The following is a 26,272-nucleotide window of genomic DNA, read 5'->3' as shown; positions in this document are numbered from 1 at the left end:
ATGGCTTTCGTTCAGTTTTCAAAAGTGTCGCTCGCGTTCGGCGGCCGCGACATATTAAAAAACGTTTCGATCAATCTGCAGTCGGGCACTAAAGCCGCTCTTACGGGAGCGAACGGGGAAGGAAAATCGACGCTCATCAAAGTGATGGCCGGGCTCATCCCCTGCGACAGCGGAACGAGAGTCGTGCAAAAGGATGCGCGCATCGGCTATTTGCCGCAGTCGGGGCTTACGCACGCGGGACGCACGCTGCTTGAAGAAGCGGATACCGCGTTTCAATTCGGCTACGATATGCAGGCGGAAATCGACCGGATAGGAGACGAACTTTCGCTGCACCCGGAACGCGCATCCGATCTTGCCGTTCGGCAAGCTTCTCTCATTGCGGCGCTCGACGAAAGCGGCTGGCACAGGAGGCGGGCGCAGGCGGAAGCGGTGCTTTCGGGGCTCGGTTTTTCACGCGAAGATTTTACCAAACGGACGGAAGCGTTTTCGGGCGGCTGGCAGATGCGGATCGCCCTTGCAAAAGTGCTCATGCAAAATCCCGACATACTCCTCCTCGACGAGCCGACGAATTACCTCGACATAGAAGCGCGTACTTGGCTCGAACGGTTTTTACAGTCGTTCAAAGGCGGATTTTTGCTCGTCAGCCACGACCGCTATTTTCTCGACGTCAGCGTTACCGAAGTGTACGAACTTTTCGGCGGCGAACTCAAACGCTATCCGGGAAACTTTACGCACTACGAAGCGGTGCGCAAAACCGAATTGAAAACGCTCATCGCCTCTTACGAACAGCAGCAAAAGGAAATCCGTCACCTCGAAGAATTTATCAGACGCTTCGGCGCAAAAGCGACAAAGGCGGCTCAAGCGCAGGAGCGGCAAAAGCAGCTCGATAAAATACAGCGCATCGAGATTCCCGAATCGATGAAGAAAATCCGCTTTACTTTTCCACCGGCTCCTCATGCGGGAAAGGTCGTGCTCCGCATAAACGGCGTGACGAAAAGCTATGACGGAGAACACAATGTGCTCGATAAGCTCGACGTGACGATCGAAAACGGGGATCGGCTCGTGGTCGCAGGGCATAACGGAGCGGGCAAATCGACGCTCCTCCGGATCATCGCGGGGGAAGATACTGCTTTTTCGGGCGAGCTCATATTCGGAAGCGGCGTGCGTACGGGGTATTTTTCTCAGGACAGTTCGGAAGAAATCTCCGGCAGCGAAAGCATCATCGATTATATCGAAAGTGCGGCTCCGCTTGAAATGATTCCGAAAGTGCGCGACATGCTCGGTGCGTTTTTGTTTCGCGGAGACGACGTATTTAAAAGTTTGGACGTCCTTTCGGGCGGGGAGAAAAACCGCATTGCACTCTTAAAGCTTTTGCTCGAGCCGGTCAATTTTCTCGTGCTCGACGAACCGACGAATCACCTCGACATGCATTCGAAAGACGTGCTCATGCAGGCGCTCAAAGATTTCGGCGGTACCGTCGTATTCGTGAGCCACGACCGCGGTTTTATCGAAGGGCTTTCGACGCGCGTGCTCGCTCTCGAAGCGGGGCGCTTCCGCATTTTTCCGGGCGATTATGCGTATTACCTTGAACGCATCGAAGCGGAAAAAAACGGAAGGGTTGCCGGTATGCCTTTTTCGTCTTCGGCCGACGGAAAGGCGCAATTCGTCTCTCGTACGGCCGGATCGGGGGTAAGCGAAAAGCTTTCCGGTACGAACGATGCGCTCGCGGGAGGACAGCTTTCGTGGGAAGAAGCGAAAAAGCGAAAAGCCGAACAGCGAAAACTCGAACGCGAAGTTGAACGGCTCGAAACGGAAATCGCCGCGCTCGAAGCGCAAAAGGCCGAATGTGAAAACGAACTTGCAAAGCCCGAAGTGTATGCGTCGGGAGAAAAATCGCGCGTCGTGCAAAAGCGCCTCGCGGATACGGAAGCGCGTCTTACTGCGCTCGGCGAAGAATGGGAGAAGGCCGCCGAAAGCGCGGAACGGGCAAAAGCGCAAAATTGATTTCCGTGATTGGAGATTTTTACCATTTGACACGAAGGCGGCTAATATGCTACAATAACACGTTGAGGCTCGGCGGCAGTATCGGGTCTATTTTGGGTGGAACAGGAGCGAGGTTGTGGCTCGGACGCAAAAATATAAAAAGTTGGAAAAAAAGGTCGCCTCAAAAACGAGCAGCGCATTTTTTTCTTTTTTAAATTGTATAAAAAACGGCGCGCAGCGGATATTTAAAATCCTCGACGGCAAGCTGACGATAATGATCGTTCCGCATTCGCAGAGTAAAGTTGTTAATTTCCAAACAAATGTTTTTGCTCTCGGTCTCGGCGTCGTGCTTGTCTTCGGTATCGTAGCATCTTTTTTCTACTTTGATCGCAGGGCGATCGGTTCAAGCGCCGAGATATCGCGCCTTTCGTCGCAGAATCGTTTGACACAGGCGAGTCTCGACGAACTTCGTGACGAAAACATGAATCTCATGCAGGCGGCAAAGCGCTTTCAAACGTCGCTGTCGCAGTCGCTTGCCCTGCTCGGCATTACGGACAGTGCAAACGTCGCTCGTGCGTCGGTTTCGAACAGCGACCTCTCTTCGCTTTTCGGTACGCAGGAAACGGTGGCGGGTTCGATGCGCGAAACGGAAGACGTCAAGCAGCTTGCATCCTACCTTGAAAATGCGGTGCAGCCCGTCGAACAGATCGGTAAAATGCTTGAAAATCAAAATACGCTCTTTACGGAGATTCCGAGCGTTTGGCCGCTGAAAAACGTCAATGCGCATATTTCCATGGCCTTCGGTCCGAACGTGCACCCGATTACGGGACAGTGGTATATTCACAAGGGAATCGATTTTTCGACGTACCGCTCAGGTGATCCGGTTATCGCGACGGCGAGCGGGCAAGTCGTTACGGTCGGCTACGACGCAAGCTACGGCAATTACATTATTATCAAACATAAACACGGCATCTACACGCGCTATGCGCACTTGATGTCTTCGCGCGTGACAAAGGGACAGTTCATCTCTCAGCGCGATGTCATCGGCTATGTCGGCAACACCGGCGTTACGACGGGGCCGCACTTGCATTACGAAGTGCATATCGGTTCGGATGTCGTAGACCCTGCAAAGTACATCAACGTAAAGCTTTCGAATTGACTTATGGCGCTGCGCTCCGACGACTTTTCGATCAACACGGTTATCGGTGAAGGTTCGACCGTTTCCGGTGATCTTCGGATAAACGGCTCCGTCCGTTTGGACGGCGACGTACGCGGCGATCTCGACACCGACGGCAACGTGCAGATCGGCGAGCGGGCGCGGCTGTGCGGCAATCTTACTGCGAAGTCCGCGATCGTCGGCGGTATCGTGCTCGGCGACATCATTGCAAAAGAAAGCGTAACGCTGCTTTCATCGGCTGCCGTTATCGGCGATATCATTTCGCAAAAAGTCCGGATCGAAGAAAAGGTAATCTTTCACGGACACTGCATTTCCATCGAAGACGAAGCGAAATACCTCGCAGCATCGGAACGCTACCTCGAAGCGAAAGCTATCCGCACGAAGGCGGCGTTTGCATGAACACGGTCGATCCGCTGGGACAGGCGCTTTATTTTACTGCGGTGTCTTCGGCTGCGGGAGAAGCGGCAAAGGAAGCAAAGAAAAAAAAAGCGGGTGCACAGCAGAGGGCGGGAATTTTTTCCGCGATGCTGAAAAAAAACGAAGAAGCAAACGAACTTGCGTCGGCGGGACTTCCGAGCGAAATCGCGGGGATGTCCGTTGAAGACGCCGTCGTTTTTTTGAAAGACCGCGTAACGACTGCCGGCGACAAGCTCATCGATTCGATGACGGAAGATGCCTTTGCCGAATATCGGCGTGCGGTGAGCCAGTTTATGAAGTACGTCGTAAAGTACAGCTTCGAGATTGAGGAACTCTCGGGGCGGCGCAATCGGCGGACAAATAAAGAGCGGATATTCGTGCAAGTGCGGATTATCGACGAAAAGCTCAACAATCTTGCGGCGGAAATCCTTGCAAATCAAGCCGATAAATTTTTGCTTTTGAAACGCGTCGAAGAGATCCGCGGTTTGCTCGTAGACGTGCTTGCTTCTTGATGTTAAAATAAAAATTAATAAATCCGAAAAAACCTTCTGAGAATTGTAATTTTTTTTCGGGGTTCCGATTGTTAAAACCGAAAAACGCGCAAACGCGCGGGAGAGGCGACGATGAGCGATATTTTTGAAAACGATATAGATGATGAGAGCGAAAATCTTGAAGCGCTTGAAGATGCTGTGGACGAAAGCGATCAGGGAGAGGCGGACTTTACGCCCGATAAACCGCTGTACCATTTAAAACTCGAATACTCGCGCGAAAGCATTTACGCGACGGCCGGCGGCGTGCAGGGCATCGAAGCGGGCATACGCGTCATCGTTCCGACGCGGTACGGACGCGACATTGCAGTCGTGCTCGGCGAAACGAAAAAGCCGCGCGGCGTGCGGCAGAGCGATATCGTCGACATAGACCGCGTCGTATCGAAAGAAGACGCAAAACGTGCGGAAGAACTGAAAGTAAAAGAAAGCGATGCTGTAAAAATTTTTAAAGAAAAAGTCGCCTATCATCGTCTCGACATGAAATTGATTCAAGTGCATTTTCTCGTCGCCGAGCAAAAGGCGTTGTTTTTTTTCAGCTCCGACAACCGCGTCGACTTTCGTGAACTCGTCAAAGATTTGGTGTCCGTATTTAAAATGCGCATCGAACTGCGGCAAATAGGCGTGCGCGACGAAGCGCGCATCACCGGAGGTCTCGGCGTCTGCGGCCGTCCGTATTGCTGTCATGCCGTTTCGGATAAGATCAAGCCGGTGTCGATCCGCATGGCAAAGGATCAAAATCTTTCGCTCAATTCGATGAAGATTTCGGGGCAGTGCGGCAGGCTTTTATGCTGTCTTTCGTATGAATTCGATTGGTACAACGACGCGCGGAAAAATTTGCCGTCGGAAGGTATTCGCCTTTTTTACGACGGAACGAATTTTAAAATCACCGAAGTAAATCCGATCACGTCTACGATAAAAATGCTCGGAGAAGACGGCCGCCTGCTCGAAGTGAACGCCAAGCGCTTTGCCAAAGATTCGGGTAACCGCTGGCGTATCGGCTGACGTGCCGTAGTGCCGATCGCGGGCGTTGCAAAATTTTAAATCGAATGCCGCATTTTTATCGTATGGCGCAGACGAGATATTCGCTTTGTTCGGTAAATGCTTCCATCGCGTATGAGCCGTAAAACGAAAAATCGGTAAAGCCCGCTTCTTTTGCGAATGAAGCGATTTCGTCTTTTGCGAGCGGATAGAACGCTTCGTTTTTCATGACGGTGAGAACTTTGCCCGTACCCGTTTCGAGCGTTTGGCTCATAAAAAACGCACCGTCGTTTCCTGTCGTAAGCGTCGACGACAGTTTAACCCGGATGCTGCTGCGCGTACGGAGTTCCGTCTTGCCGCTTTGCAGCGCGCGAGGAAAATTATACAGATGGAGGATGAGCGTTCCGCCCTCCGTGAGCAGCGCTTTGCAGTCGAAAAAGAATTTGCGTACAAGCGTTTTATCTCTGACGAAGACGATGCGGCTGTTCAGGCAGGAGATGACGTTATAGAAATTTTTTCCGAGAAAGCGTGTCATGTCGAGCGTCGAAAGCTGAAAAAAACGTATCGGCATGAGCTGCGTCCTTCGGCGCAGCGCCGCTATTTCTATGAGCTCTTTTGAAACTTCAATGCCCGTTATGTCTGCGCCGCTTTTGACAAGCACGTGTTCGAGCGCACCGGTTCCGCATCCTATCTGCAAAAATCGCGCCGGTGTCGGATAGGATTCTTGTATACGGCTGTAAAATTTTTTTTGTTCTTCTGTGACGGGATACAATTCGTCGTAATATTCGGTTACATTTTGTATAAAAGTCATACGTTCATTATAAAGCATCTTGTCGGAAAAGCAAGGATATATTCGGCTTGTTCCGTTCGTGTTGAAAAATCACACGTGCGAAAATATCACATGTCTGCGATAACGTCGAAAAAATTATTGCAATATCGTATTGATTATTGTATACTGTATCGTACCGGAACGGGAAATGTGCAAAATAAAATCGGTTTAAGCATTGTAAAAAATATTATCTCGCTTCTCGAAAACTGTACCGAGTCGTTTGCGTTCGTATACGATATCGCAACAGATACGTTTTTTGTATCGGAGCGAGCTTTGGCTCATTTCGATTTCCCCGGCGTGCAATTTTCGGGAGCGGTGCGGAAAATCATCACCTTTGTGCATGAAGACGAACGCGTCCGCTGCAGTGCCGATATCGAATCGATCATTGCAAATAAAAAGTCGAAAATAAAAGCGACGTATCATATTCGCAACAAATACGGCGAATATGTTCCTGCCGAAATCAGAATGCTGCACTTGCCCGTTCCTTTGGGTGATATCGTTGCCGGTTCCGTCGGTTCCGCCGAAAAGCATCCTTTTTTCGAAGACGATAACCTCGGTTCGGAACGGGACGCTCAGTTCGATTTCGATACGGCGCGCACGGATACGGGAACGCTGAGCGGTTTTGCCATGCAGATCGAAATCGACAATTTTATTTCGATAAACGAACACGTCGGTTTTGAAGCCGGAAACGAAATATTGTCCATCGTCGCGGATGCGTGTAAACGGCAATGCGTAAACGGCACGAAAGTGTATCTGCTTTCCGGCAGAAAATTTCTTTTGATAAATTTCAGCGGTGAAAGTGCGGATGAAATACGCCGCAGCTACAGCGGCATAAAGCAAAGCATACGGGAAGCCGAATACGCGTCGGGTTACAAGCGCATGTTTACCATTTCCGTCGGCGGTATCGCTTTTATCAACGATACAAGCACGCTTAGGGAAATGCTTGCTAAACTTTTGTTTACCGTGGAATCCGCCAAAAACAGCGGCAAAGATACGCTCGAGCTGTTCAATGCCCGCGAATATGCAAACTATCTTCGTACGCTCGAAATCGAAAGTGCGGTGCGCGATTCCATAAAAAATAAGTTTGAAGGATTTACGCTTTTGTTTCAGCCGATCGTAAATGCAAAGACGGTGCAGAAACGCAAAGGCGGCAGCTTGTCGAAAATCGTCATCGGCGCCGAATCGCTTTTGCGCTGGAAAAACGAACGCTTCGGTACGGTCGGCGCGGGAGAGCTTATTTCCATCCTTGAACGAAGCGGACTCATCGTGCCGGTTGGACGGTGGATACTCATAAAAGCGTTTGCGCAGTGTGCCGCGTGGAATACGCTGTTTCCCGATCTCTATGTGAGCGTCAATATTTCCTTTGTGCAGATTTTGCAGTCGAACCTCGTCAGTGAAGTGCAGATCGCACTCGAGCGTACGAAGGTCAATCCGAAAAATATCGTGCTCGAAATAACGGAAAGCGGCAACATCGACGATGAAGAAATTCAATCGGTACTCGCAGAGCTTTTGGCGCTCGGCCTTAAAATCGATATCGACGATTTCGGTACGGGATTTTCGAACCTGCGCTATCTGCAGGATATCCACGCAAATACGCTCAAGCTCGATTATACGTTTATCCAAAAAGCACTCACCGGCGATATGAAAGATTTAAAGATAATCGAATTCGTCGTCGGCATGGCGCACGCGCTCGGTATGACGGTGTGCATGGAAGGTATCGAATCGTACGGCAACGTGGAAAAGCTTTTGCCCTTCGGACCCGATAAATTTCAAGGCTATCTGTTCAGTCATCCGGTCGACGCGCGCACGTTCGCAAAGGAAAATCTGCACGCATAATGCAGGCGCAGGCAGCGCACTCGCATGGCGGCTCGCGGTGCTGCCGTGTGTGCCGCTTTGCGTGTTGCAATTTTCAGCTTCCCGTCATACAATGATACCTATGGTTATCTTTAAAATACACAATAAAGCAATCCGTTTTACAGCATCCGTTATATGCGCGTTTATCGTCTCCGCTGCGGCATCTCAGTGTTTTGCCGAATCGCCTGTCGGCGGCGAATCCGTTTCCAATTTCCAATACATGAAAAAAATCTCTGCCGTATTCGATTTCGTGCAGCAGAATTACGTCGATGAAATCGATTCAAAAGTGCTCTACGAAGGAGCGCTCAAAGGCATGCTCGACTCGTTGAAAGATCCGTATACGCAGTACCTCGACCAAAACACGATGCGCCCGCTCTCCGATACGACGGCCGGCAATTTCGGCGGCGTCGGCCTTTCCATCAGTAAGCCCGTCGAATCGTCTTCCGAAAAACCGGCCTACGTTGAAGTCGCTTCTCCGATCGAAGATACGCCCGGTGCTAAGGCCGGTATCCTGTCGGGCGATTATATCACGGCGATCGACGGGGAAGCTACGGCTCCTATGACGATGGAAGAAGTGCTCAATCATTTGCGCGGCAAAGCGGGCACGCCGGTTACCGTTTCGATTTTGCGAGGCAAAGACATCAGATTCGACGTAACGCTCGTCCGAGCGCTCATCGAAGTGCCGACGGTAAAGTACGGCATGATAGGCGCTGCGGGGTATCTCCGCATAATCGAATTTACGCCCGATACGCCCAAGCGTGTGCAGGAAGCGCTCGATTCGTTTGCAAAGGCGAATTATAAAGATTTAATAATCGATCTGCGCGACAATCCCGGAGGACTTATCACGAGCGTCGCAGACGTCGCGGATAAATTCATCGATTCGGGAACGCTCGTTTCGACAAAGAGCCGCCTCGCATTTGAAAACAAGGTCTTTACCGCGAACGCCAAAAAGACGACGGTTTCGGCAGGTCTTCCGATTGTCGTGCTCATAAATCGCGGCTCGGCGTCCGCATCGGAGATTTTGGCGGGGGCGCTCAAAGACAATCACCTCGCATACCTCGTCGGTCAGCGTACTTACGGCAAGGGTTCCGTTCAGCAAGTGATCCCGCTCAGCGCTTCCGACGGTTTTAAAATTACGATGGCGCGCTACTATACGCCGAGCGATACGAATATCGACAAAGTCGGCATTCCCCCCGACAGAGAAGTGCTCTATCCCGAACTGAATGAGGCCGAAGAAAAAGCCTACGCGGAACTTATTAAATCGAATGCGATCGCATCCTACGTCGATTCTCACAGAGGTATGACCGAACGCGACATCGCATCTTACGCGCTTGTTTTGCAAAAAAAATATCCGCTGAATGCGGCTTTGCTTCGCCGTCTTATCCGTGTCCGCGTAAACCGCTTAAAGCCCGCAATGCTCTACGATTCGGATTACGACATTCAGCTGAACGCTGCGATCGAGATTTTAAAATCGAGCGATTTTCAAAAGCTCGTGCGTTCGGCAAAGACGCTCAAAGAGCTGCAAGATGAAGTCGAAGCGAAAAAGAAAGCGGGAGTCTAAAGCGTGCGGCAATTTCTCTCCGATGCTGCTCCGGACGAAAAGGGACTTATAGCCGTTTCGGGGAAAAGTTTTACGCACCTGTGCCGTGTCCTCCGCGCAAAGCCGGGCGATATGCTCGCCGTGCGGGTTCCGGGCGGATTTCTTCTTTCCATGACCGTCGCACGCATCGATGACGTTCGGGGCATTGCCGTATTGCAAAAGTGCGGATTGGGAGTGGCCTCAGTCGTGCGCGGGGTCGGAGCCGCCGATATCGATAAGGATCGCCGTGCCGTCGAATATACGCTTTTTCAATTTATCGCGAAGCCGCAAAAGATGGAACTCATTGTCCGACAGGCTTGCGAGTGCGGAGTGAAAACGATAGTTCCCGTCGCAGGCGAGTATTCGCAAAAAGGCAGCATCGCTTCTCTGGCAGGAAAAGCCGAACGCTTTGCGCGGATCATCAAAGAAGCTCGCGAGCAGAGCGGCTCCCCCGTGGAAACCTCAGTCGCCGAAACCGCGGATGTTCGAGGAGCATGTGAAGTGTGGAGACGGATGAGCGAAAAAGCGCGAAACACGTCGGCAGCCGTCGTCCTCTCGGAGCGGAATGATTTTTGCATGCCGTTTTCGGATGCGGTTTTCGCAGGCGTTACGTGCGCGGCGATCGCCGTCGGATGTGAAGGCGGCATCAGCCCGGATGAAATGACAGCGCTCCGAAACGCGGGATTTGCGTCCGTTCACTTTGCGGGAAATATTTTGCGATGTGAAACCGCTGCCCTCTACGGCATCGCAGCCCTTCAAACCGCGCTCGCCGAATTCGCAAAGTAGCCGGTGAGATTACGCTGTCGCTTGCTTGCATAATTTTCCGAGGTCAATTAAAATAAAGCTCGTATGAGTATTCAAAGAATAAGCGTCGCAGGCGTAAGCGTCGACATTTGCCGTGCGGAAGACATCGAATCGGAAGTGCTTGAGCTCCTTGCAAAGCCCGGAACGAAGCAGATCGTATTTTTGTCGGTGTGGGATTTGCTTCGCGCGCGCGGAAAGAGCGAATATGCCGAATGCGTGCGCAGCGCCGATCTGATTTTGCCTGTTTCAAAGAGTATTATCGGCGGCGCGAAATTTCTCAAAAAATCGATTCCCGTACGCTACAATCCCTTCGACGCGGTAATCGAAGTATTGTCGGTGCTCGAACGCCATTATAAATCGATTTTTTTGCTCGGAGCGCGAAGGGCGACGCTGCAAAAAGCCGAATCGAACGTGCGCGATACTTTTCCGAATCTGCAGATTGTCGGGCGCTATATCGGTTATTATTCGAAAAATGCGGAAGCGGCCGTCATCGAAGCGATTTACAAATCGTCTCCCGCGCTCGTGCTCGTAAGCGACGGCATCAAAGAAAAAGACGTGTGGGTGTACCGCAGGCGGAATCGTTTTGCATCGAGTATTTTTGTTTATTATAAAGACGTGCTCGGCATTTTTGCCGAACGCATTAAGCGTGTCGGTGAAAAAACCTTTGCGCGCGGACACGAAATCTATGCGGAAATTTTTCATAATCCTTTAAAAATATTTTTGCTTTTTCCGTATTTATGGTATATACTGGTATTGCTCTGGTATCGCCTTTTTAAAAATACGTAAAAGGTGTACATCGGTTTTTGACAAAATAAGAGGCGGGGCGTAGTGTGTGCGGCGTAAAGGTGAATAGGAGTTTCTAAAAACTTCGGTTTTTGAAGCCTTTCGACTTTTCCGAATGTTCATGCCGCTTAAAAACGGGGAAACGGAATGGAAGTGTTCCCGAATTTAAACACCGTTGTTTTAATATCCTCGGATATAAAAGTGATCGATTGGTGCCGTCACGGACTGGAGCCCGCTTTTTCCGTCAAAGTCATTGATTCCGTACAATCGTATTCGTATGCGCTTGCCGCGTTTCAAAATCTCGTACTCGTCGATACGTCGCTGTTCAACGGACAAACCGAAAAAATATTCACCGATATTGCCCGTCGCGGACGTGCATTGTTTCTTGTTAAATTCGACGATTCGTTTCCGCTTTCCTATGTGCAGCGTCATTATAAAAGGTGTATTCCGTTTCCGTGCGATTTGGATTTGCTGCGCGAGGTTGTCGAACGGCAGGCCGCCGCATCGAGCGATGTCGATCGGATATTTAAAAAAGCGGAGCGCGGGTTCGTACGCGACGTCGATATAAGCGGCTTCGAAAAATTTGCCGGCTCTTCGAAAATCATCATCGACGTAAAGCGCCGTCTCGCCGAAGCCGCGCAGCGGGAGATATCCGTTTTGCTTCTCGGTGAAAGCGGAACCGGAAAAACCTTCGCGGCAAAACTCCTGCACGATAATTCGCCCAGAAAGGGAAAAACGTTCGTGTCGGTCGAGATGTCGTCGATCGCCGAAGGGCTCGCCGAAAGTGAGCTGTTCGGTACGGTGCCCGGCGCGTATACCGGAGCCGTAAAGCGTTCGGGACGCCTTGCGAAAGCGGACGGCGGTACGCTTTTTCTCGACGAGATCGGAGATGTTCCGCTCTTTTTACAGGCGAAGCTTTTGCGCATACTCGAAACGGGAAACTATTGCAGCGTCGGTTCGGATATCGAACGCCATGTCGATGTGCGCCTCGTGTGTGCGACAAACGCCGATCTGCAGCGGATGATGCAGACGGGAAAATTTCGGATCGATTTATACTATCGGATTGCGGGTTATACGATAACGCTTCCGCCGCTCCGGCAGCATTTGGAAGACATCGATGAAATCGCCGTCGCTTTTTTTGCCGGCAGGGATATCGCGTTGTCCGAAGCGGCACGCGAAAAACTCATGAGCTACGATTGGCCGGGCAATGTGCGGCAGCTCGTTAATTGTTTGCAGCGCGCCCTGCTGTTTGCAAAAGGAGAAACGATCTATCCTGAGGATATCAATTTTTAAATCTGGTACCGTATATGTGCAAAATATACGTCGGTATACGTGTGGCGGCAGATGAGCATGCCGTTGACAAAAAAAGAATACCGTGTAATAATGAATGTATATTCTATATTGGCGGGCGAGTTTATGGCGCAAGTGTTGAAAGAAGAAATCTACGATCGCATTTTCCGAGCAGGGCTCGACGTCTTTTATGAAAAAGATTTCAGAAGTGCAAAAATGCAGGATATCGCTGCGCGTGCGCATATTCCGGTCGGATTGATCTATACGTATTTTAAAAACAAAGAAGCGCTGTTCGATAAAGTCGCTTCGTCTTTTTCGATCGACTTTAAACGTATCGCGCGGGAGGAAGAAGCGGGTAGCGGTCTTCCGTCCGAACGATATAAAACGATCGCGGAAGGATATTTGCTCGAGCTGCTCAAAAATCATAAAGCCTTTGTCGTTTTGATGGATAAAAGCGGCGGCACGAAATACGAATGCGCGAAGCAGGATTTGATCGCGGCCTTGGGCAAGCACATCAAAAAGGCGCTTACAAAAACGGCGGCAAAACCGTATGACGGTTTGCTCGTGCATATTTTGGCAAGTAATTTTGCCGAAAGCCTTTTGGAAGTGGCGCGGCATTATGAGAGTCAAAAACGCGCCGCTGAAATGCTGCGTATCGTAGCGAAATGCTACTATGAGGGAGTCAATGCATTGTAAAAAGTATTTTTTATTTTGTCGAATATTGAATTATTATTCCGTATTCGATGACGATTATCCGGCGGATGCAATTTGTTTTTTTAATTAAAAAATGAATTTATATTCATTTTTAATCTAAAGAAGGAGTGATTATGACGCTGCAAAGCGAACTTATCAAAAAAGTAAAAGCGAAAAACAGGCTTTCAAACATATTGCTCTGCTTGAAAGCGCTTTTTGACATACTGCCGCAGATTCTCATCGTACATATATTTGCCCTCGCTGCGTTGCAGACGCTTTCCGTACGAAAGCTGTGTTTCTTTTCCTGCGCTGTTTTTCTGTGTTTTGTACTGAAAGCGTTGTGCGCGTACGGCGCCGTATGGAAAGCGCATGAAGCTGCATACAATTCGCTTACGGAACTCCGCATGCGGATTATCGCACATTTGAAAAAGCTGCCGCTCGGATTTTTTCACGAACGGAAAACGGGCGATTTGACGAATATCGTACAGCACGATGTGGAACAAGCCGAAACGTATCTTGCACACGGGCTTCCGGAACTTATGTCGGCGACGCTTATGCCTGCTCTTATTTTCTTTATCATGCTCGGATCGGAACGGCGCCTTGCGCTTTTGATGATCGCGGGCGGGCCGTGTATGTGGCTTGTCAAAACGCTGTCTGCGCCGCTTTGGAAAAAGAATTTTAAAATATTTTCCGACAGTACGAAAACGATGCAGGAAAATCTTATGGAATACGTTTCGAATATTTCCGTTATCAAAGCGTTCGGAAGAGAAGAGACGAAAACGGAAAAGACGCTCCGCTCCGCAAAAGACTATGTGTTCTGGGTGAAAAAAGCGATGGCGGGCATCAGCGTTCCTATGGGACTCATCGATCTGTTTATGGAATCGGGCGTCGTTTTGGTTATCGGTTTCGGATTGCGGCTTTTATCTTCGGGCGAATTATCGGCCGAGCGTTTTATCCTCGCCGTTATTTTGGGATCCGCTTTTACGTCTTCGATCGCAAAGACGGCGACGTTGCAGCATTACGGCATCGTATTCAATCAAGCGATGGAGGGTATCGGTTCCGTTCTCAACGTGCCTGTCGTCGAACGGGACGAAAGCTGCCGTATCGATACGGGAATTTCCGGGGGCGACATTGAAATTGTTGATGTCAATTTTACCTACGGCGGCAGACGGAACGCGTTGGAACATATAAATCTCGTTTTTAAAAGAGGCAGTAAAAATGCGCTCATCGGTTCTTCCGGCTCCGGAAAGACGACGATCGCAAATTTGCTCATGGGATTTTGGCGGCCGGACGACGGAACGATACGTATCGGCGGCGTTGATACGAAATCTCTTTCGGAGCGACGGCTCGGCGCGCTTTTTTCCGCTGTTCAGCAGGATGTCTTTTTGTTCAATATGAGTATGGAAGAAAATATTCGAATCGGAAAACCGGATGCAACGAAGGAGGAAATCCTTTCTGCGGCGAAAAAGGCGCGCATCCATGATTGTATCGCTGCGCTTCCGCACGGCTACGATACGGCGGCGGGAGAAGCGGGCGTCAAATTTTCAGGCGGCGAAAAACAGCGGATCGCCGTCGCCCGTATGTTTTTAAAGGATGCGCCGATCGTGATTTTGGATGAAGCGACGGCTGCACTCGATGCGGAAAACGAAGCGTATATACGGGACGCGCTTGCGGATTTGAGCCGCAGTAAAACGGTCATTGCGATTGCGCACCATCTCAATGCGATACGGGATGCCGATCAAATCGTCGTTATGGACGGGGGACGGATTATCGACCGCGGTACGCATTCGGAATTATTAAAACGCTGCGAACTCTATCGAACGATGGTATGTGCGCAGGAAAAAGTGGACAGGTGGAATATAAAGGAGGAAACGCGGTGATCCGAGAGATAGTGCATACGTTGACAAAAAAAGGAAAGTGCGCATTGGCTTTGAGTATTGCGGGATTTACGGTATATGCGCTTTCGGGCGCGGTTATGATGCTGTCGGTGCTGAAAGCTATGGAAGACGTCGGTGCGGGAAAAGGCGGTTTGCTCCGATACGGACTGCTGTTCGGATCTTGTCTTTTGATAAAGTGCGGATGCTGCGTATTTGCCGACATGCAAAAACATTTCGCAGGTTTCGATCTCGTGTATGAAATCAGATCGAAGATCATCCGCCGGCTGAAAACTTTTTCGCTCGGATTTTATACGAATGAGCGGCTCGGAGAGATCGGCACGATCATCCATAAGGATGTCGATACGATGGAATTGGTCGTCGGGCATTTGTGGACGAGGATGTGCGCCGACGGCATCGTCTCCGCCGTTTTGCTGCCGCTTTTGTTTTTCGCGGACATGCGGATGGCTCTGATCACGATTGCCGGGATTTCGTTTGCCCTGCCGTTTCTTGTCCGCGCATTGAAAACGGCAGGTAAGATGGAAGCCGGTGCAGGAGACAGGCTCGCCGATATGGTAAGCTTGTTTGTAGAATACGTCAAAGGTATTCCGCTTTTAAAAGCGTTTTCCGAAAGCAAACGCTTCGATGAAAAACTTGTATCCGCCGCAGGCGCTTTCGGCGATGCGGCGAAACGGATTGCAAAATACAAAGCGGCGCTGCTTTCGGTATACGGCTTTTTTCTCGATGCAACGTTTTGGCTTACGGCGACGGTGGGCATTTTCTTCATCGTAGACGGGACTTTGCCGCTTATGCGTTATTTGCTTTTTATTATTTTAAGCAGGGAATTCTATAAGCCCTTTGTCGCGATGGAAACGCATTGGATGAATTACCTTGCCGTGACGGACAGCTTTCGGAGAATAAAAAAAATAATGGATGCTCCGGCTGTCAGTGAAAGCGCTCATCCGAAAATGCCGAAAGAATTTTCGATCGCCTTCGACGGAGTCGGCTTTTTATATGAAGAAGGCGGATTTGCGATGAAGGATATTTCTTTTTACGTACCCGCACGCACGCTTACCGCCCTTGTCGGCGCGTCGGGTTCCGGAAAAACGACTGTGACGAATTTGCTGCTGCGCTTTTGGGACGTACGGCAGGGTGCCGTTCGTATCGGAGATGTCGATGTGCGCGATATGGCATACGACGAACTGCTCGGTTCCGTGAGCATCGTGATGCAGGATGTCAAACTTTTTGCGGATACTATCGGTGAAAATATACGGCTCGGAAAAGCGGGAGCCGCGGACGATGAAGTCATTCGGGCGGCAAAGCGGGCACGCATTCACGATTTTATCGTGTCGCTGCCTGACGGTTACCGGACGATCGTCGGAGAAAACGGTACAGGACTCTCCGGCGGACAAAAGCAGCGCATCTCCATCGCGCGCGCGTTTTTAAAAGATGCGCCGATTTTACTGCTCGACGAGATTACGAGCAGCGTCGATCCCGTCAACGAAGCGTTGCTGCAGGAAGCGATTTCGGAGCTTGCAAAAGACAGAACAGTGTTGGTCGTCGCGCACCATTTAAACACGATTCGATCCGCCGATCAAATCCTCGTCTTTGAAAACGGCGCGATCGTACAGGCTGGAACGCATGAAGCGCTGCTTTCGGAAACCGACGGCGCATATTGTCGGCTGTGGCGGCAAGGCTGCGAGCCGTGTGAACGCCCGGGAAAAAATAATTATTAATTATGTTTGATTTTAATCTGATTATTAATTTTATTCCGAGATGCCAGTCCCGCCGCTTTGGTAAATATTTTTTCCATGTATTTTGCTTCGCCTTCGGAAAGCGCCGCGCGCGAAAGGATTGCCCGCCAAAAATGTTCCATATCGCGCCGTCCCGTCACGCTGAAAAATCCGATTTTTTGCAGATTGTCCGCGATAAGCGAAACGGTTGTGTCGATGCGCGAAAGTGGAAGCGGCGTGTACCCCGCGATGCCGCAGTGTTTTTCCCGAAAAAGCGCATAGCAGATTATCTGCACGGCGTGCGAAAGGTTGAGCGAGGCGAAGCGTTCGCTTGACGGTATCGTAACGCCGAGCGTGCATTCGGCAAGTTCTTCATCGGTGAGTCCCGTGCGCTCGTTTCCGAACACTGCAGCGACGGTGCCCTGTGCATTGCAGATGTCGGCCGCTTTTCCGGCGAATTCTTCAGGGAGCAAAAGTTTGCCTTTTCTGTTTTTACCTCTCCGCCGCGTCGTACCGGCAGAAAGCGTACAGTCCGCCGTCGCGTCGGTTATCGAACGGAAAAAACGTGCGCTCTCCCAAATGTCCGCTGCATGGAGCGCGAGCGTACGCACCGCATCGTCGTCGTAATCGCTTTTTTTGCCGACGATACGGAGATCGTCGATATCGTTGTTTGCCAGCGATCTGCACACAGCTCCGATATTGCGGCTCTCTTCGGGGCGCACGAGAACGATGCATATCTTCCCTAAATCCATAAAATACACTATACTTTCTTTTACAATTATACTCCAGATGTGCCGATAGTTTTATACGAATGTGTGCCGGAATTGACGAGAATTAATGTATTTGACATTATGGTGATTTTGATGTATTATTGTGAGATAAGGTTAAACGGCGTGTTTTGGAGATAATTAACGCTTATGATAAATAATAATAATAGTTTGGTTCCCGGTTTTAATGACGAAAAAGACGACAGTTTGAAAATTTCTCTTGATAAGATCGATGCTTTAAAAAGCGGTTTGTGCATATATTTGAACGGTTATATCGACACGTATAATTCAAATTTTTTTCAAAAGAAAATTCAAAAGGTCGTCGATGCCGGGTATATCAATCTGATTTTTAATTGTTCTTCGCTCAATTACGTTTCGTCGACGGGTATCGGCTCGTTTACCGCGTTTTTAAAATTGGTAAAGCCGAGAGGCGGCGATATCGTCCTGCTCAACATTCAGCCGAAAGTATCCGAAGTGTTTCAGCTCCTCGGCTTTTCTCAATTTTTCAATATCAAAGATACGCTCGAAAATGCGCTCGCGTTTTTCAAAAACGGTACGCCCGTCACCGGCAGCGTTTTTCCGAAAGTTTTTGCGTGTCCGGTGTGTACGAAGCGCTTGAGGGCGACGCGCGCGGGGCGCTTCCGCTGTTCGGAATGCAAATCCATCCTCGCAATCGACGCGGAGGGAACGATTACTCTCGGTTAATTTATGAGTCCGGCAGACGATGCCGGCTTTTTTTTATTCGTGCGGAGGGTTATCTCACATGCCGCGTCGTAACAAAGGGTATTAAAGCCGACTGCAACCACCTTATGAGAACATACAGTGCGAAACGTTGAGCACTGTACCCGATGCCGCTTGAAGCTTCGCTGCGAGGTTGCGTCGGGGTTGTTGATTTGTGGATAAGTTGTGGAAAAATATGGAAAAACACGTCCTGCCATATCGAATTTCCGTCAAAAGTAAAAAACTTCAGTCCGGCTGTCGGATAATTTTATAAATCATTATAATACAACGAATTGTATACTGCTCTGCGATATCGGCTATTTATCGGTATTACAGTGAAATAGGCTGCCTGCCGCGTGCCTGTCGTTCCCCTGTGGATAAGTTGTGGAAATCCTGTGTACGGGCATGTGGAGAAGTGCGGATATATCGAAATGAGCGCTTTCTGCCGATAATCATAAAAGGTCGAATGTCGAGTTTGGAAAGTATGATCTGATAAAGTTGTGCTTTCGGCAAGAACCCGTCCGCTTAGCCGCGGTCGAGCTTTTAGGGTAGGCTTCCGCAAGCCTAACGCTCGAAACGGCACGCAGCCGGAACCTTGCCTTTCGCACAATTTTATTTGCTTTCGAAACTCACCATTCGGTTGGAGAGCGAAACGGTTGGAAAATTTCGAGTTTTATTAAACTCGAAATTGAACCGTAAAAGCCGGAGCAGTACGTTCGAGAGTTTCCATTTCGGAATCGGACGTCTTTTTTCGGAACGGGCGGAAACAGTATGGCCGAATCGGTAAAAAAATCGTTATTGCTCATTCCCGCATATATCGGGATTACGGCGTGCTGCATCGTTGTCGGCGAACTCGCATATATGGTCTATTTCAATACGGCGCATCTCGTTGCCGGCCGGCCGATCGAACTCGTCAACGCGTATGCGCTTGCCCGCGGTTTTTTTATCGTTGTGCCTGTCGTTATCGTTTTGTCGCCTCTTTTTCTTAGCCTGTATCGTATCCGCCATTCCGGCGGCGGATTTTTGCCCGTCGCGGTTTACATCATTTTGTGCGCGGCAACGTGGATCGTGCTGTTTCCGCTCTTTATCGAATTTAAATGGAAAGCCGAACCGACATTGCCTCCCGCTTCGAAAAACTCGCCCACAGCCGGATATTTCCGTCCGTATTCCGGGGGAGTCGCTTATCTGCTGCACGATGCGCCGGCTCCCGAAACCGCCGTCGTGCTCAACAGTACGGGCGATGAAAACGCGGTGTGCCTCTCGCAAATCGATACGAGCGTTATGGAAGCCGAAAGCGCGCCTTTCGCTGATATCCTCATCCGTGAAACGGTGCCGTCTTTTCCCGTATGGATCGGCAGCGGCATCGATACGATCGAGCTGCACGCCGAACAGGCATGGAGGAGCGGGCGCTTTGCGTGGCTCGGTTTTTTGTCGTTTGCGATTGCGCTCTGTTCGACCTACGCCGTTTCGTTTTGCAGCGATTGGCGTCTCGTCGGTATTTTGTACCTTTTGATAATGGACGGCGGCGTACTGTCGTTCAATCTTTTGTATCATTCGGAGTATTTCGAGCGGCTGCGCCAAGCGGCTGTGCCGCTTGCAAAAACGTTTTCGTTTTTTGTACGCTTGGGCGATCCGCTCCTTATCTGCATCAATATAGGCAGTGCAATCCTGTGCATCGCAGTCGGATGCCTCGCTGCAGTCGTCCGCGCAAAGCGATTTAAGAGGAACAGGTAAGCGCTTATGAAACGCGTCCTTCAGATTTTAATCGGCTATCTTCTCTTCGCTTTTTGCGCGTGCATGGTATTTCGTTTGTTTGCAGGTACCTTGCCGCCGCTCATTGCAAAAACCGCAACGCTCTACCGCTTTTACGGAGGACTTGCGCTGTTTTGCCGTATCCTTCCCGCTCTTTCCGTGACGGGCTTTGTCATCGGCTATGCCGTTTCGTTCGGGCGAAATCCGGACGGCAGCGATCGAAGATTTTCCCAAGCGATGTTCCGCCGCTATCGCAGTGTCGTCGTCACATCTCTCGCTCTGTCCCTTGTTTTGACTGCGGCGTCGGAAATCGGAACGCCGATTTTATCCGTCAAGCAAAAACAGCTCGAACGGATGCCGCTCCTTGTACAGGAATACGTCCGCGTCGGGCGGCAGGTTGAAAAGTCGGGAAAGGGAGAACTCGCGTATCGCTACGCGGAGCTTGCACTGAAAATCGATCCGTCTTCTCCGGATGCGCTCACTCTTTCCCGCGATACCGAAATCGCTTCGCGCGAAGCGCACAATACCGTGCGCACGGCAGTCCCGAAGACGGCGAGCGAACCCGTGAGCGAAGAAGGCTATACCGTACGGGAACTCCGCGCGCGTGCCGAAAAAGCGTATGCCGAAAAAAAATATTTCGACGCGCACTACTGGGCGCAAAGCGCCGTGTCGATTACGACGAGGCGCGATACGAATTATGCGGAACTGCAGCGCATCGCCGCGGATGCGTGGAATGCGCTTTTTTCCGCGGACTTGCCTGCAACAACCGACGCGCAAAAAATCTATGCGCGGAAACTTTCCGGTTATGCTGCACTCTCCGAAGGCGATAATCTCAAAGCGTATTATATTTTTCGTACGCTTTCGCTCGAATCGCGCGAAAACGCGAACGATCCCGATGTCGTGCGTTACCTTGCGATCGCACATGCGCGGCTCGATGCCGAATATTTTTTTATCGACGAGATAATCGATGCGAAGGAATTCGAAACGGCAGACGATGTGTATTTTTCGCTTAAAAAAGAGGACGGTGAGACAACGATCGTCTACATCAAAGGCATTACTCCGGTAAAAGGCTCCGGCGGCGTTGTGCAATATCTGCGCTCCCTTTCGATTTTTTCCCTCGATGCAAACGGAACGTACACCGGCAGCATCTACGTGCCCTATGCAAAAATGCGCCAAGTCCTTTCCGCCGATTTCGACGCGGACACAAAACGCGCGCTCGGCATACCCGACGGCGCGCACTTCGTCCCGTACATCCTGCTCCGATCGGTTGATAGAGATACCGAAGGCGTAACGGAAGGGCCGCTTTACCGCTATGCTTTTCCCGATAAAAAAGGCAGGAGCGATCAAATCGTGCTGCCGTTGTCTTATGAAAACTTTTTATTGCTCGCCGAAGTTTCCCGCGGCGCCGAATACATGAATATGATTTCGCTTTTGCGCTTTGTGGGAAACGCCGAGCGCTTCGGTTACTCCGATGAAGTGTTCGGGCAAGTGCTTTTGAACCGTATTTTGTATCCGTTGTTTATGCTGATCGTCTTTATCTGGTTTGCATCGTTCGCATGGAATTACCGGATCGGTGAAACGGTTCTGTTTAAAACGTCGTGGATTTTCGCATTTCCGTTTTTTTCTCTGCTTGCGCACGTTTTGTACGGAGCGCTCCAGTGGCTCTTTAAAATTATTAATTACGTATTCATCGGTATTGCAGGCACGTACTGCCTTCCGCTCGGCTCTCTCGTATATGCCGTCATATTGCTCATCGTGTCGCTCGTGTTTTTGGCGCGCAGCGAAGGATAGGCGGCCGTCGAACTTCGCTTGCAGGTTGTATACGATACGTATTTTTTCAAAAAATCTTTATGCACATGCTCCGAAACTGCACGGTTGCAGACGATCTTATTTAAGGAAATCGCATTTTCAAAGTTATCTCTAAAAACTGCAGTTTTTAGAGGTTTCCAATATGTGCAGGGAGCATAACGCGTATGCAGATTTTTTCGTTTTCTCCGTTCGGGTACGAAGGCGCACTCGTTACGGTCGAAGTGGATATCAGGCGCGGTATTCCCGCCGTCGATATCGTCGGACTTGCGGACGGCGCGGTAAAAGAATCACGCGAGCGTATGAGAGCTGCCGTACAGAATTCCGGCTTCGACTTTCCGCCGGAGCGCGTACTCGTCAGTTTATCGCCCGCGGATATGCGTAAAGAAGGCGCCGGCTTCGATTTGGCGATTGCGCTCGCCGTGCTTCAAGCTCGCAGCGGAAAAGATTCGTTTTCCGATTCGCCTTCCGTCCTCGTCATGGGGGAACTCGAACTTTCGGGAAATGTGCGAGGCGTGCGTGCCGTTCATGCGGCCGCTTCCACTGCCGCCGCTTCGGGTATTTTTAAATGCATCGTACCGCTTTCGAACGCAGACGAAGCGCGCGAAGTGCACGGTATGAAAGTGTACGGAGCGGCGTCTCTCGAAGATGCGTTTTCCGCGCTCGCTTCGGATGAAGTTTTTACAGAGCGCGGCCCTTCGCTGCAAAACGCCTTTGTGCCGGAGGACTGTGTCGAAACGGAGGGCGTGCTATTTCCGCCCGTTACCGAAGGTTTTGAATTTGCCGATGTGGCGGGGCAAATTTTTTTTGTGCGGGGCTTGCAGATTGCGGCCGCCGGAGGACATAACCTCATTGCGATCGGTGCGCCCGGCTGCGGCAAAACGATGGCGCTGCAAAAATTTCAAGCACTGCTCCCGCTGCTTACCGTCGAAGAAGCGCAGCCCGTTACGCGCATCTATTCGATTGCAGGACTCATGCGCGGAAACGAACCTCTCGTCAGGATCGCTCCGTTTCGTCAGCCGCATCAAACCGCGACGATCGAAGGCATGTGCGGCGGAGGAGCGCGCTGTATTCCCGGAGAAATATCGCTTGCACACAACGGCGTACTCTTTCTCGACGAAGCCGCCGAGTTCCGTTCGTCGGTTTTGCAAATGCTCCGCGTACCGATCGAAAGCGGACGCATCACGCTTGCTCGCGCCGGCCGATCGACGGTTTATCCCGCGTCGTTTCAGCTGCTCATGGCGGCAAATCCCTGTCCCTGTGGAAATTTCGGATCGAAATCGAAAATCTGTCTGTGCAGCGCCCGCGCCGTCGAAACCTATTGGAATAAATTTTCAGCACCTCTTTTAGACCGCATCGATATGCGCATTTTCGTCGACAACGAAGGGATCTCGCATGACGCCGCGCGGACGACGACTGCCGAATTGCGCATGGAAATCGCCCGTGCGGTAAAGACGCAGCGGAAGAGACAGGGCAAAAAAAACGCAAAGCTTTTGCCGGAAGAAATTGCGCGCCATTGTCCGATGAGTGCCGCCGGGCGAAAGTCGCTCGACAACGCGGCGATGCGCTGCGGATTTTCTCCGCGCGCCGCAGCAAGCTGTATAAAACTTGCGCGTACGATAGCCGATATGGCAGGCTGCCCTGTCATACAGGAAACGCACGTAAAAGAAGCGATACGATATCGAAAAGCGTGCACGGGCTTTTTGCCGGAAAATGCGGACGGGTAGGGCGGTGCGCCAAAAAATGCGGCATATCCCAATCCGAGAATGCCGCAACACTGTATGTATACCTCGTAATGAACGCATAAGCGCGAAATTTCGAGCGAGTGCAGTGTATGTGCGAGTTTTCAACGGAAAACTCGCAGTTAAAAGTGCCGCGCTGTTTAAGTTTTTAAACGTTCTCTAATATTTTTTAGGCTTGCTGAATCCGTTTCCGTCATCGGGAGAAAAAGTATAATCGTTTCCCTTTTCCATATCCGTGCTTTCGGCATTATTCATAGGCGCTACAGTCATTTTACAGGTAATTTTACCGTCTGTGCCGATTTTAAAACGCGCGGTATTGCTTACCGTTTCTCGTTTAAAATCTTTTTTATGATATGTTCTGCAAATCCATTCGGTTTCGGACACCTTTTCCCATTGCATGTTTGTATACCATGCGCTCATCGGTTTGGAATAACTGATCGATTTTTCGGCGTCGAAAACGACCCACATAGAATACGGTACGGACTCAAAATTCAATGTTCCGCGATAAGTGCCGTATAATTTTTTTACTTTTTCGGCGTCGACAGGATCTACTGTCGGCGTTTCGTATTCGATTTTTATGTATAAGGTGTATATTTTTGACGACCCGTTTTCGGCAATGACTTTGTATTCCGTGTCATCGATAAATAATCGTTCCGTTACATCGCTCTTTTGTTCCGCCGTGCCTATGTACAGTTTTGCGTTAGGGCTCAGCGTAAAGGTCGCTTTAAATGTTCTGTTGCCGTTTTGGCCTGCAGGCTTTTTATATGCGGCTTCCGGAACCGTTATACGGACACTGTGTGAACTTTCATCGATGGTACCGATGATATCCCCGTCTAACCAATCGTTGTTAATTTTTTTGAATGCAAACGATGTAAGATTTTTTTCCGACGATCGTTTTTCGTCGGTGTTATCTTTACAGCCGGTAAAAGCGGTCAACGCGATCCCGATGCAAAGCGCAGCGCATATCAAGCGATCGCGATATATGATATTTTTCATGTTTCTCCTGTGTCGGTATAAAAATTACACGCGGTACGTATCCGCAGGGAACATACCGCGCTCGGCGTTTCCGCATCTAAAGTTCTGTCGGTGCCTTCATTTTCGGCGAAGTCGGATCGGTTCTGTCATAGACATAAAATTTTACGCCGTCTTTTTCAATTTCTTCAACATTTTTGCCTTTGATAAAAGGTCCCGATTTGTTATTCATCGGAACGGCATATTGCCAAAGTCTAAAATTGCCGTCGCCGTCTTTTACAAATTTTAAAATAACTTTTCTATCCTTTGGGGTATAATCAAAATCCGTTTTATGGTATGAACAGCAAACCCACATATCGGAAACTTTAGCCCAACGAAAATTCACATAGCCGAAACTCATATCGGTTGAATATACGGCGAATCTGCCGTCTCCGATTTCAACGCAGTTATCTTTTATTCCGTTCATCCAATAGCAACCGTATAATTTTTCAATTTCCTTTTGTTGTTCAACCGGCAAATCGGACAATTTTTTGTCAACAATATCGTCCGGTATGAACTTTTCTTCGACATTGCCCGTTTCGCCGTTTTCGCTGACGTTATTACAGCCACCGAGCACGGCGAAAAACATAAAAGAGCAAATGAATGCAAAAAGTATTTTATTTCGTTTCATTTCTGTTTTCTCGTATAAAAAATCCGTATGATACGGACGACGGATAGTAAGGCCGCCGTCCGCTTAAAAAACACGGTATGTATCCGTAAAATTTAGATATGCATAGTTACCTGTTTATATCCGCTCTCTGCAGTCCACACAAAATCATCTCCTTTTACCGCAGTCGTGTCGGTTGACATAATATTCGTCTTTACTGTGATCTTGCCTCCCTCTTCGATAAAATCGTAACCGCCTTTACCGAATAAATTCTTAATCTGCGGTTTATCCCTTTTGTAGGTTGAGCATGTGTATGTGTTGTCGGCCTTTTTTTCCCATTCGACATTCACATAATCCATGCTCATACTCTTTGAATACAGGGTAACCTTATTCCATTCAAGAACGATGATAACATCGCCCAATCCCGGTATCGTACCGTAATACGATCCGAAATACTTTTGGACATCGGTTTGATTCGCGTTCGGCAAATCGATTTCTACAACGGCATTATATAGAACACTTTCGCCGTCGGCTGCCGTTGCCTTAATGTTTACACCCATTTGCAGATCGGAAAAATCGACCGGAGTGACTCCGCTTACGAGTTTCGTGCTGCCGACATACAGGTCTACCCCCGCAGAAGCGGTAAAATACGGTTTAAGCGTTGAAAGCGAAGCTTCCGATGTTCCGACGGGGAGCTTCATGACGATTACCCTCTGTCCCCCGAGCGATCCGATAAATACTGTTTTCGATGCTACAGTTACATCATCGGAAAGCGCCGGTGTGTTATCCGCTTCTTTAAATCCGAATTCGGGAAGTTTTATTTCGATATATACTTTAACCGTATAGTTTTGCTCCGTTCCGTCTTCCGCTTTAACGGTACAGATTACTCCGGTTGCGGTATTTGAAAAATTATTTTCGGTTACACCGCTTTGCTGTACGATTGAACCGATAGAAAGCTGTGCGTTATCGCTGATTTTAAAAGATGCTTTCAGTTTTGTTTTATCCGTACCGTGCGGCACTTCTACCGATACGCTTTTCTTTTTTTCATTGATTATTCCTTTTACGTCCGCGCTCAATGAAGTGTTGTGCGCCTTTTCGAACGAGAATTCGATCAGTGTTTTTTCGGTGGATTTAACGATCTCATCATCGCCGCCGGTGCTGTTTTTACAGCTTGCCATAAGGGATGCGAACACGAATCCCGTACAGACAACCAAAGCAAAAAGCGCGTTGATGTGCTTTATTACATTTCTTTTCATTTCAATACTCCTGTTATTTGTTATTAGCATAAGCTAACTAAGAAATATATATTGTTTCGCCGTTCTGCG

General features: G+C 49.7%; 22 protein-coding genes. 17 read left to right on the top strand and 5 right to left on the bottom strand.

The genetic code is table 11. The annotated features are described in order from the left end of the window. The 5 genes from IZU26_RS02890 to IZU26_RS02870 all read left to right on the top strand — a co-directional run bounded on the left by IZU26_RS02890 (position 1) and on the right by IZU26_RS02870 (position 5,127). On the top strand, positions 1-2,004 hold the full coding sequence (locus tag IZU26_RS02890) for an ABC-F family ATP-binding cassette domain-containing protein (protein WP_433276627.1): 2,004 nt from the start codon (positions 1-3) through the stop codon (positions 2,002-2,004). 115 nt (positions 2,005-2,119) lie between these two features. Further along, on the top strand, positions 2,120-3,142 hold the full coding sequence (locus IZU26_RS02885) for a M23 family metallopeptidase (RefSeq protein WP_021330763.1): 1,023 nt from the start codon (positions 2,120-2,122) through the stop codon (positions 3,140-3,142). A 3-nt stretch (positions 3,143-3,145) separates the two neighbouring features. Beyond that, the gene (locus IZU26_RS02880) at positions 3,146-3,559 is read left to right on the top strand and encodes a bactofilin family protein (protein ID WP_021330662.1); all 414 of its coding nucleotides are present in this window, start codon (positions 3,146-3,148) and stop codon (positions 3,557-3,559) included. After that, a complete protein-coding gene (locus IZU26_RS02875; protein WP_433276624.1) occupies positions 3,556-4,089 on the top strand; it encodes a YaaR family protein in 534 nt (177 codons plus the stop codon). The genes IZU26_RS02880 and IZU26_RS02875 overlap by 4 nt, the downstream gene beginning before the upstream one ends. A gap of 111 nt (positions 4,090-4,200) precedes the next feature. Next, positions 4,201-5,127: a PSP1 domain-containing protein gene (locus IZU26_RS02870; protein WP_021330799.1), complete on the top strand. Its 927-nt coding sequence runs from the start codon at positions 4,201-4,203 to the stop codon at positions 5,125-5,127. Between the two features lie 55 nt (positions 5,128-5,182). On the opposite strand, the gene IZU26_RS02865 is transcribed toward IZU26_RS02870, so the two are convergent. Then, entirely contained in the window at positions 5,183-5,914 is a 732-nt protein-coding gene (locus tag IZU26_RS02865) for a class I SAM-dependent methyltransferase (protein WP_433276622.1), read from the bottom strand. A 90-nt stretch (positions 5,915-6,004) separates the two neighbouring features. On the opposite strand from IZU26_RS02865, the gene IZU26_RS02860 reads away from it, so the two are divergent. From IZU26_RS02860 to IZU26_RS02825, 8 genes are all read left to right on the top strand, one after another. Next, complete coding sequence (locus tag IZU26_RS02860) at positions 6,005-7,768, top strand: EAL domain-containing protein (RefSeq protein WP_433276620.1); 1,764 nt, start codon at positions 6,005-6,007, stop codon at positions 7,766-7,768. Between the two features lie 100 nt (positions 7,769-7,868). Beyond that, positions 7,869-9,347 carry a S41 family peptidase gene (locus tag IZU26_RS02855; RefSeq protein WP_433276617.1) on the top strand — a complete coding sequence of 493 codons (1,479 nt, stop codon included), beginning with the start codon at positions 7,869-7,871 and terminating at the stop codon, positions 9,345-9,347. Positions 9,348-9,350: 3 nt separating this feature from the next. After that, a complete protein-coding gene (locus tag IZU26_RS02850) occupies positions 9,351-10,151 on the top strand; it encodes an RsmE family RNA methyltransferase (RefSeq protein WP_433276615.1) in 801 nt (266 codons plus the stop codon). A 63-nt stretch (positions 10,152-10,214) separates the two neighbouring features. Then, entirely contained in the window at positions 10,215-10,955 is a 741-nt protein-coding gene (locus IZU26_RS02845; RefSeq protein ID WP_021330679.1) for a WecB/TagA/CpsF family glycosyltransferase, read from the top strand. 144 nt (positions 10,956-11,099) lie between these two features. After that, positions 11,100-12,245: a sigma 54-interacting transcriptional regulator gene (locus IZU26_RS02840; RefSeq protein WP_310824992.1), complete on the top strand. Its 1,146-nt coding sequence runs from the start codon at positions 11,100-11,102 to the stop codon at positions 12,243-12,245. Positions 12,246-12,335: 90 nt separating this feature from the next. Further along, complete coding sequence (locus tag IZU26_RS02835) at positions 12,336-12,938, top strand: TetR/AcrR family transcriptional regulator (RefSeq protein ID WP_433276611.1); 603 nt, start codon at positions 12,336-12,338, stop codon at positions 12,936-12,938. Between the two features lie 131 nt (positions 12,939-13,069). Further along, complete coding sequence (locus IZU26_RS02830) at positions 13,070-14,815, top strand: ABC transporter ATP-binding protein (protein WP_433276608.1); 1,746 nt, start codon at positions 13,070-13,072, stop codon at positions 14,813-14,815. After that, entirely contained in the window at positions 14,788-16,545 is a 1,758-nt protein-coding gene (locus tag IZU26_RS02825; RefSeq protein WP_433276606.1) for an ABC transporter ATP-binding protein, read from the top strand. Before IZU26_RS02830 ends, IZU26_RS02825 begins: the two co-directional genes overlap by 28 nt. Here the strand turns inward: IZU26_RS02825 and IZU26_RS02820 are convergent. Beyond that, positions 16,542-17,294 (bottom strand): RNA methyltransferase, encoded by a 753-nt coding sequence (locus IZU26_RS02820; protein ID WP_433276604.1) that lies wholly within the window; start codon positions 17,292-17,294, stop codon positions 16,542-16,544. The two genes, IZU26_RS02825 and IZU26_RS02820, sit on opposite strands and share 4 nt — an antisense overlap. A 165-nt stretch (positions 17,295-17,459) precedes the next feature. Here IZU26_RS02820 and IZU26_RS02815 point away from each other — a divergent pair, with 165 nt between their 5' ends. The 4 genes from IZU26_RS02815 to IZU26_RS02800 all read left to right on the top strand — a co-directional run bounded on the left by IZU26_RS02815 (position 17,460) and on the right by IZU26_RS02800 (position 23,314). Further along, positions 17,460-18,014 carry an anti-sigma factor antagonist gene (locus IZU26_RS02815; RefSeq protein ID WP_021330803.1) on the top strand — a complete coding sequence of 185 codons (555 nt, stop codon included), beginning with the start codon at positions 17,460-17,462 and terminating at the stop codon, positions 18,012-18,014. A gap of 786 nt (positions 18,015-18,800) precedes the next feature. Further along, positions 18,801-19,763, top strand: a complete 963-nt coding sequence (locus tag IZU26_RS02810) for a hypothetical protein (protein ID WP_433276601.1) — start codon at positions 18,801-18,803, stop codon at positions 19,761-19,763. Between the two features lie 6 nt (positions 19,764-19,769). After that, positions 19,770-21,572 (top strand): hypothetical protein, encoded by a 1,803-nt coding sequence (locus IZU26_RS02805; protein WP_433276598.1) that lies wholly within the window; start codon positions 19,770-19,772, stop codon positions 21,570-21,572. Positions 21,573-21,754: 182 nt separating this feature from the next. Further along, the gene (locus IZU26_RS02800; protein WP_433276597.1) at positions 21,755-23,314 is read left to right on the top strand and encodes a YifB family Mg chelatase-like AAA ATPase; all 1,560 of its coding nucleotides are present in this window, start codon (positions 21,755-21,757) and stop codon (positions 23,312-23,314) included. A 174-nt stretch (positions 23,315-23,488) separates the two neighbouring features. On the opposite strand, the gene IZU26_RS02795 is transcribed toward IZU26_RS02800, so the two are convergent. The 3 genes from IZU26_RS02795 to IZU26_RS02785 form a co-directional block, all read right to left on the bottom strand. After that, a complete protein-coding gene (locus tag IZU26_RS02795; RefSeq protein WP_433276595.1) occupies positions 23,489-24,325 on the bottom strand; it encodes a hypothetical protein in 837 nt (278 codons plus the stop codon). A gap of 76 nt (positions 24,326-24,401) precedes the next feature. Beyond that, positions 24,402-24,971 (bottom strand): hypothetical protein, encoded by a 570-nt coding sequence (locus tag IZU26_RS02790; RefSeq protein ID WP_433276593.1) that lies wholly within the window; start codon positions 24,969-24,971, stop codon positions 24,402-24,404. Positions 24,972-25,063: 92 nt separating this feature from the next. Next, positions 25,064-26,203, bottom strand: a complete 1,140-nt coding sequence (locus tag IZU26_RS02785) for a hypothetical protein (protein WP_433276591.1) — start codon at positions 26,201-26,203, stop codon at positions 25,064-25,066. Positions 26,204-26,272 lie beyond the last annotated feature (69 nt).

The sequence above is a fragment of the Treponema sp. SP13 genome (genome assembly GCF_050938355.1).
Lineage (GTDB): Bacteria > Spirochaetota > Spirochaetia > Treponematales > Treponemataceae > Treponema_D > Treponema_D socranskii.
The sequence above is the reverse complement of the archived record's forward strand: the minus strand, read 5'-3'. Positions and strand labels throughout refer to the sequence as shown.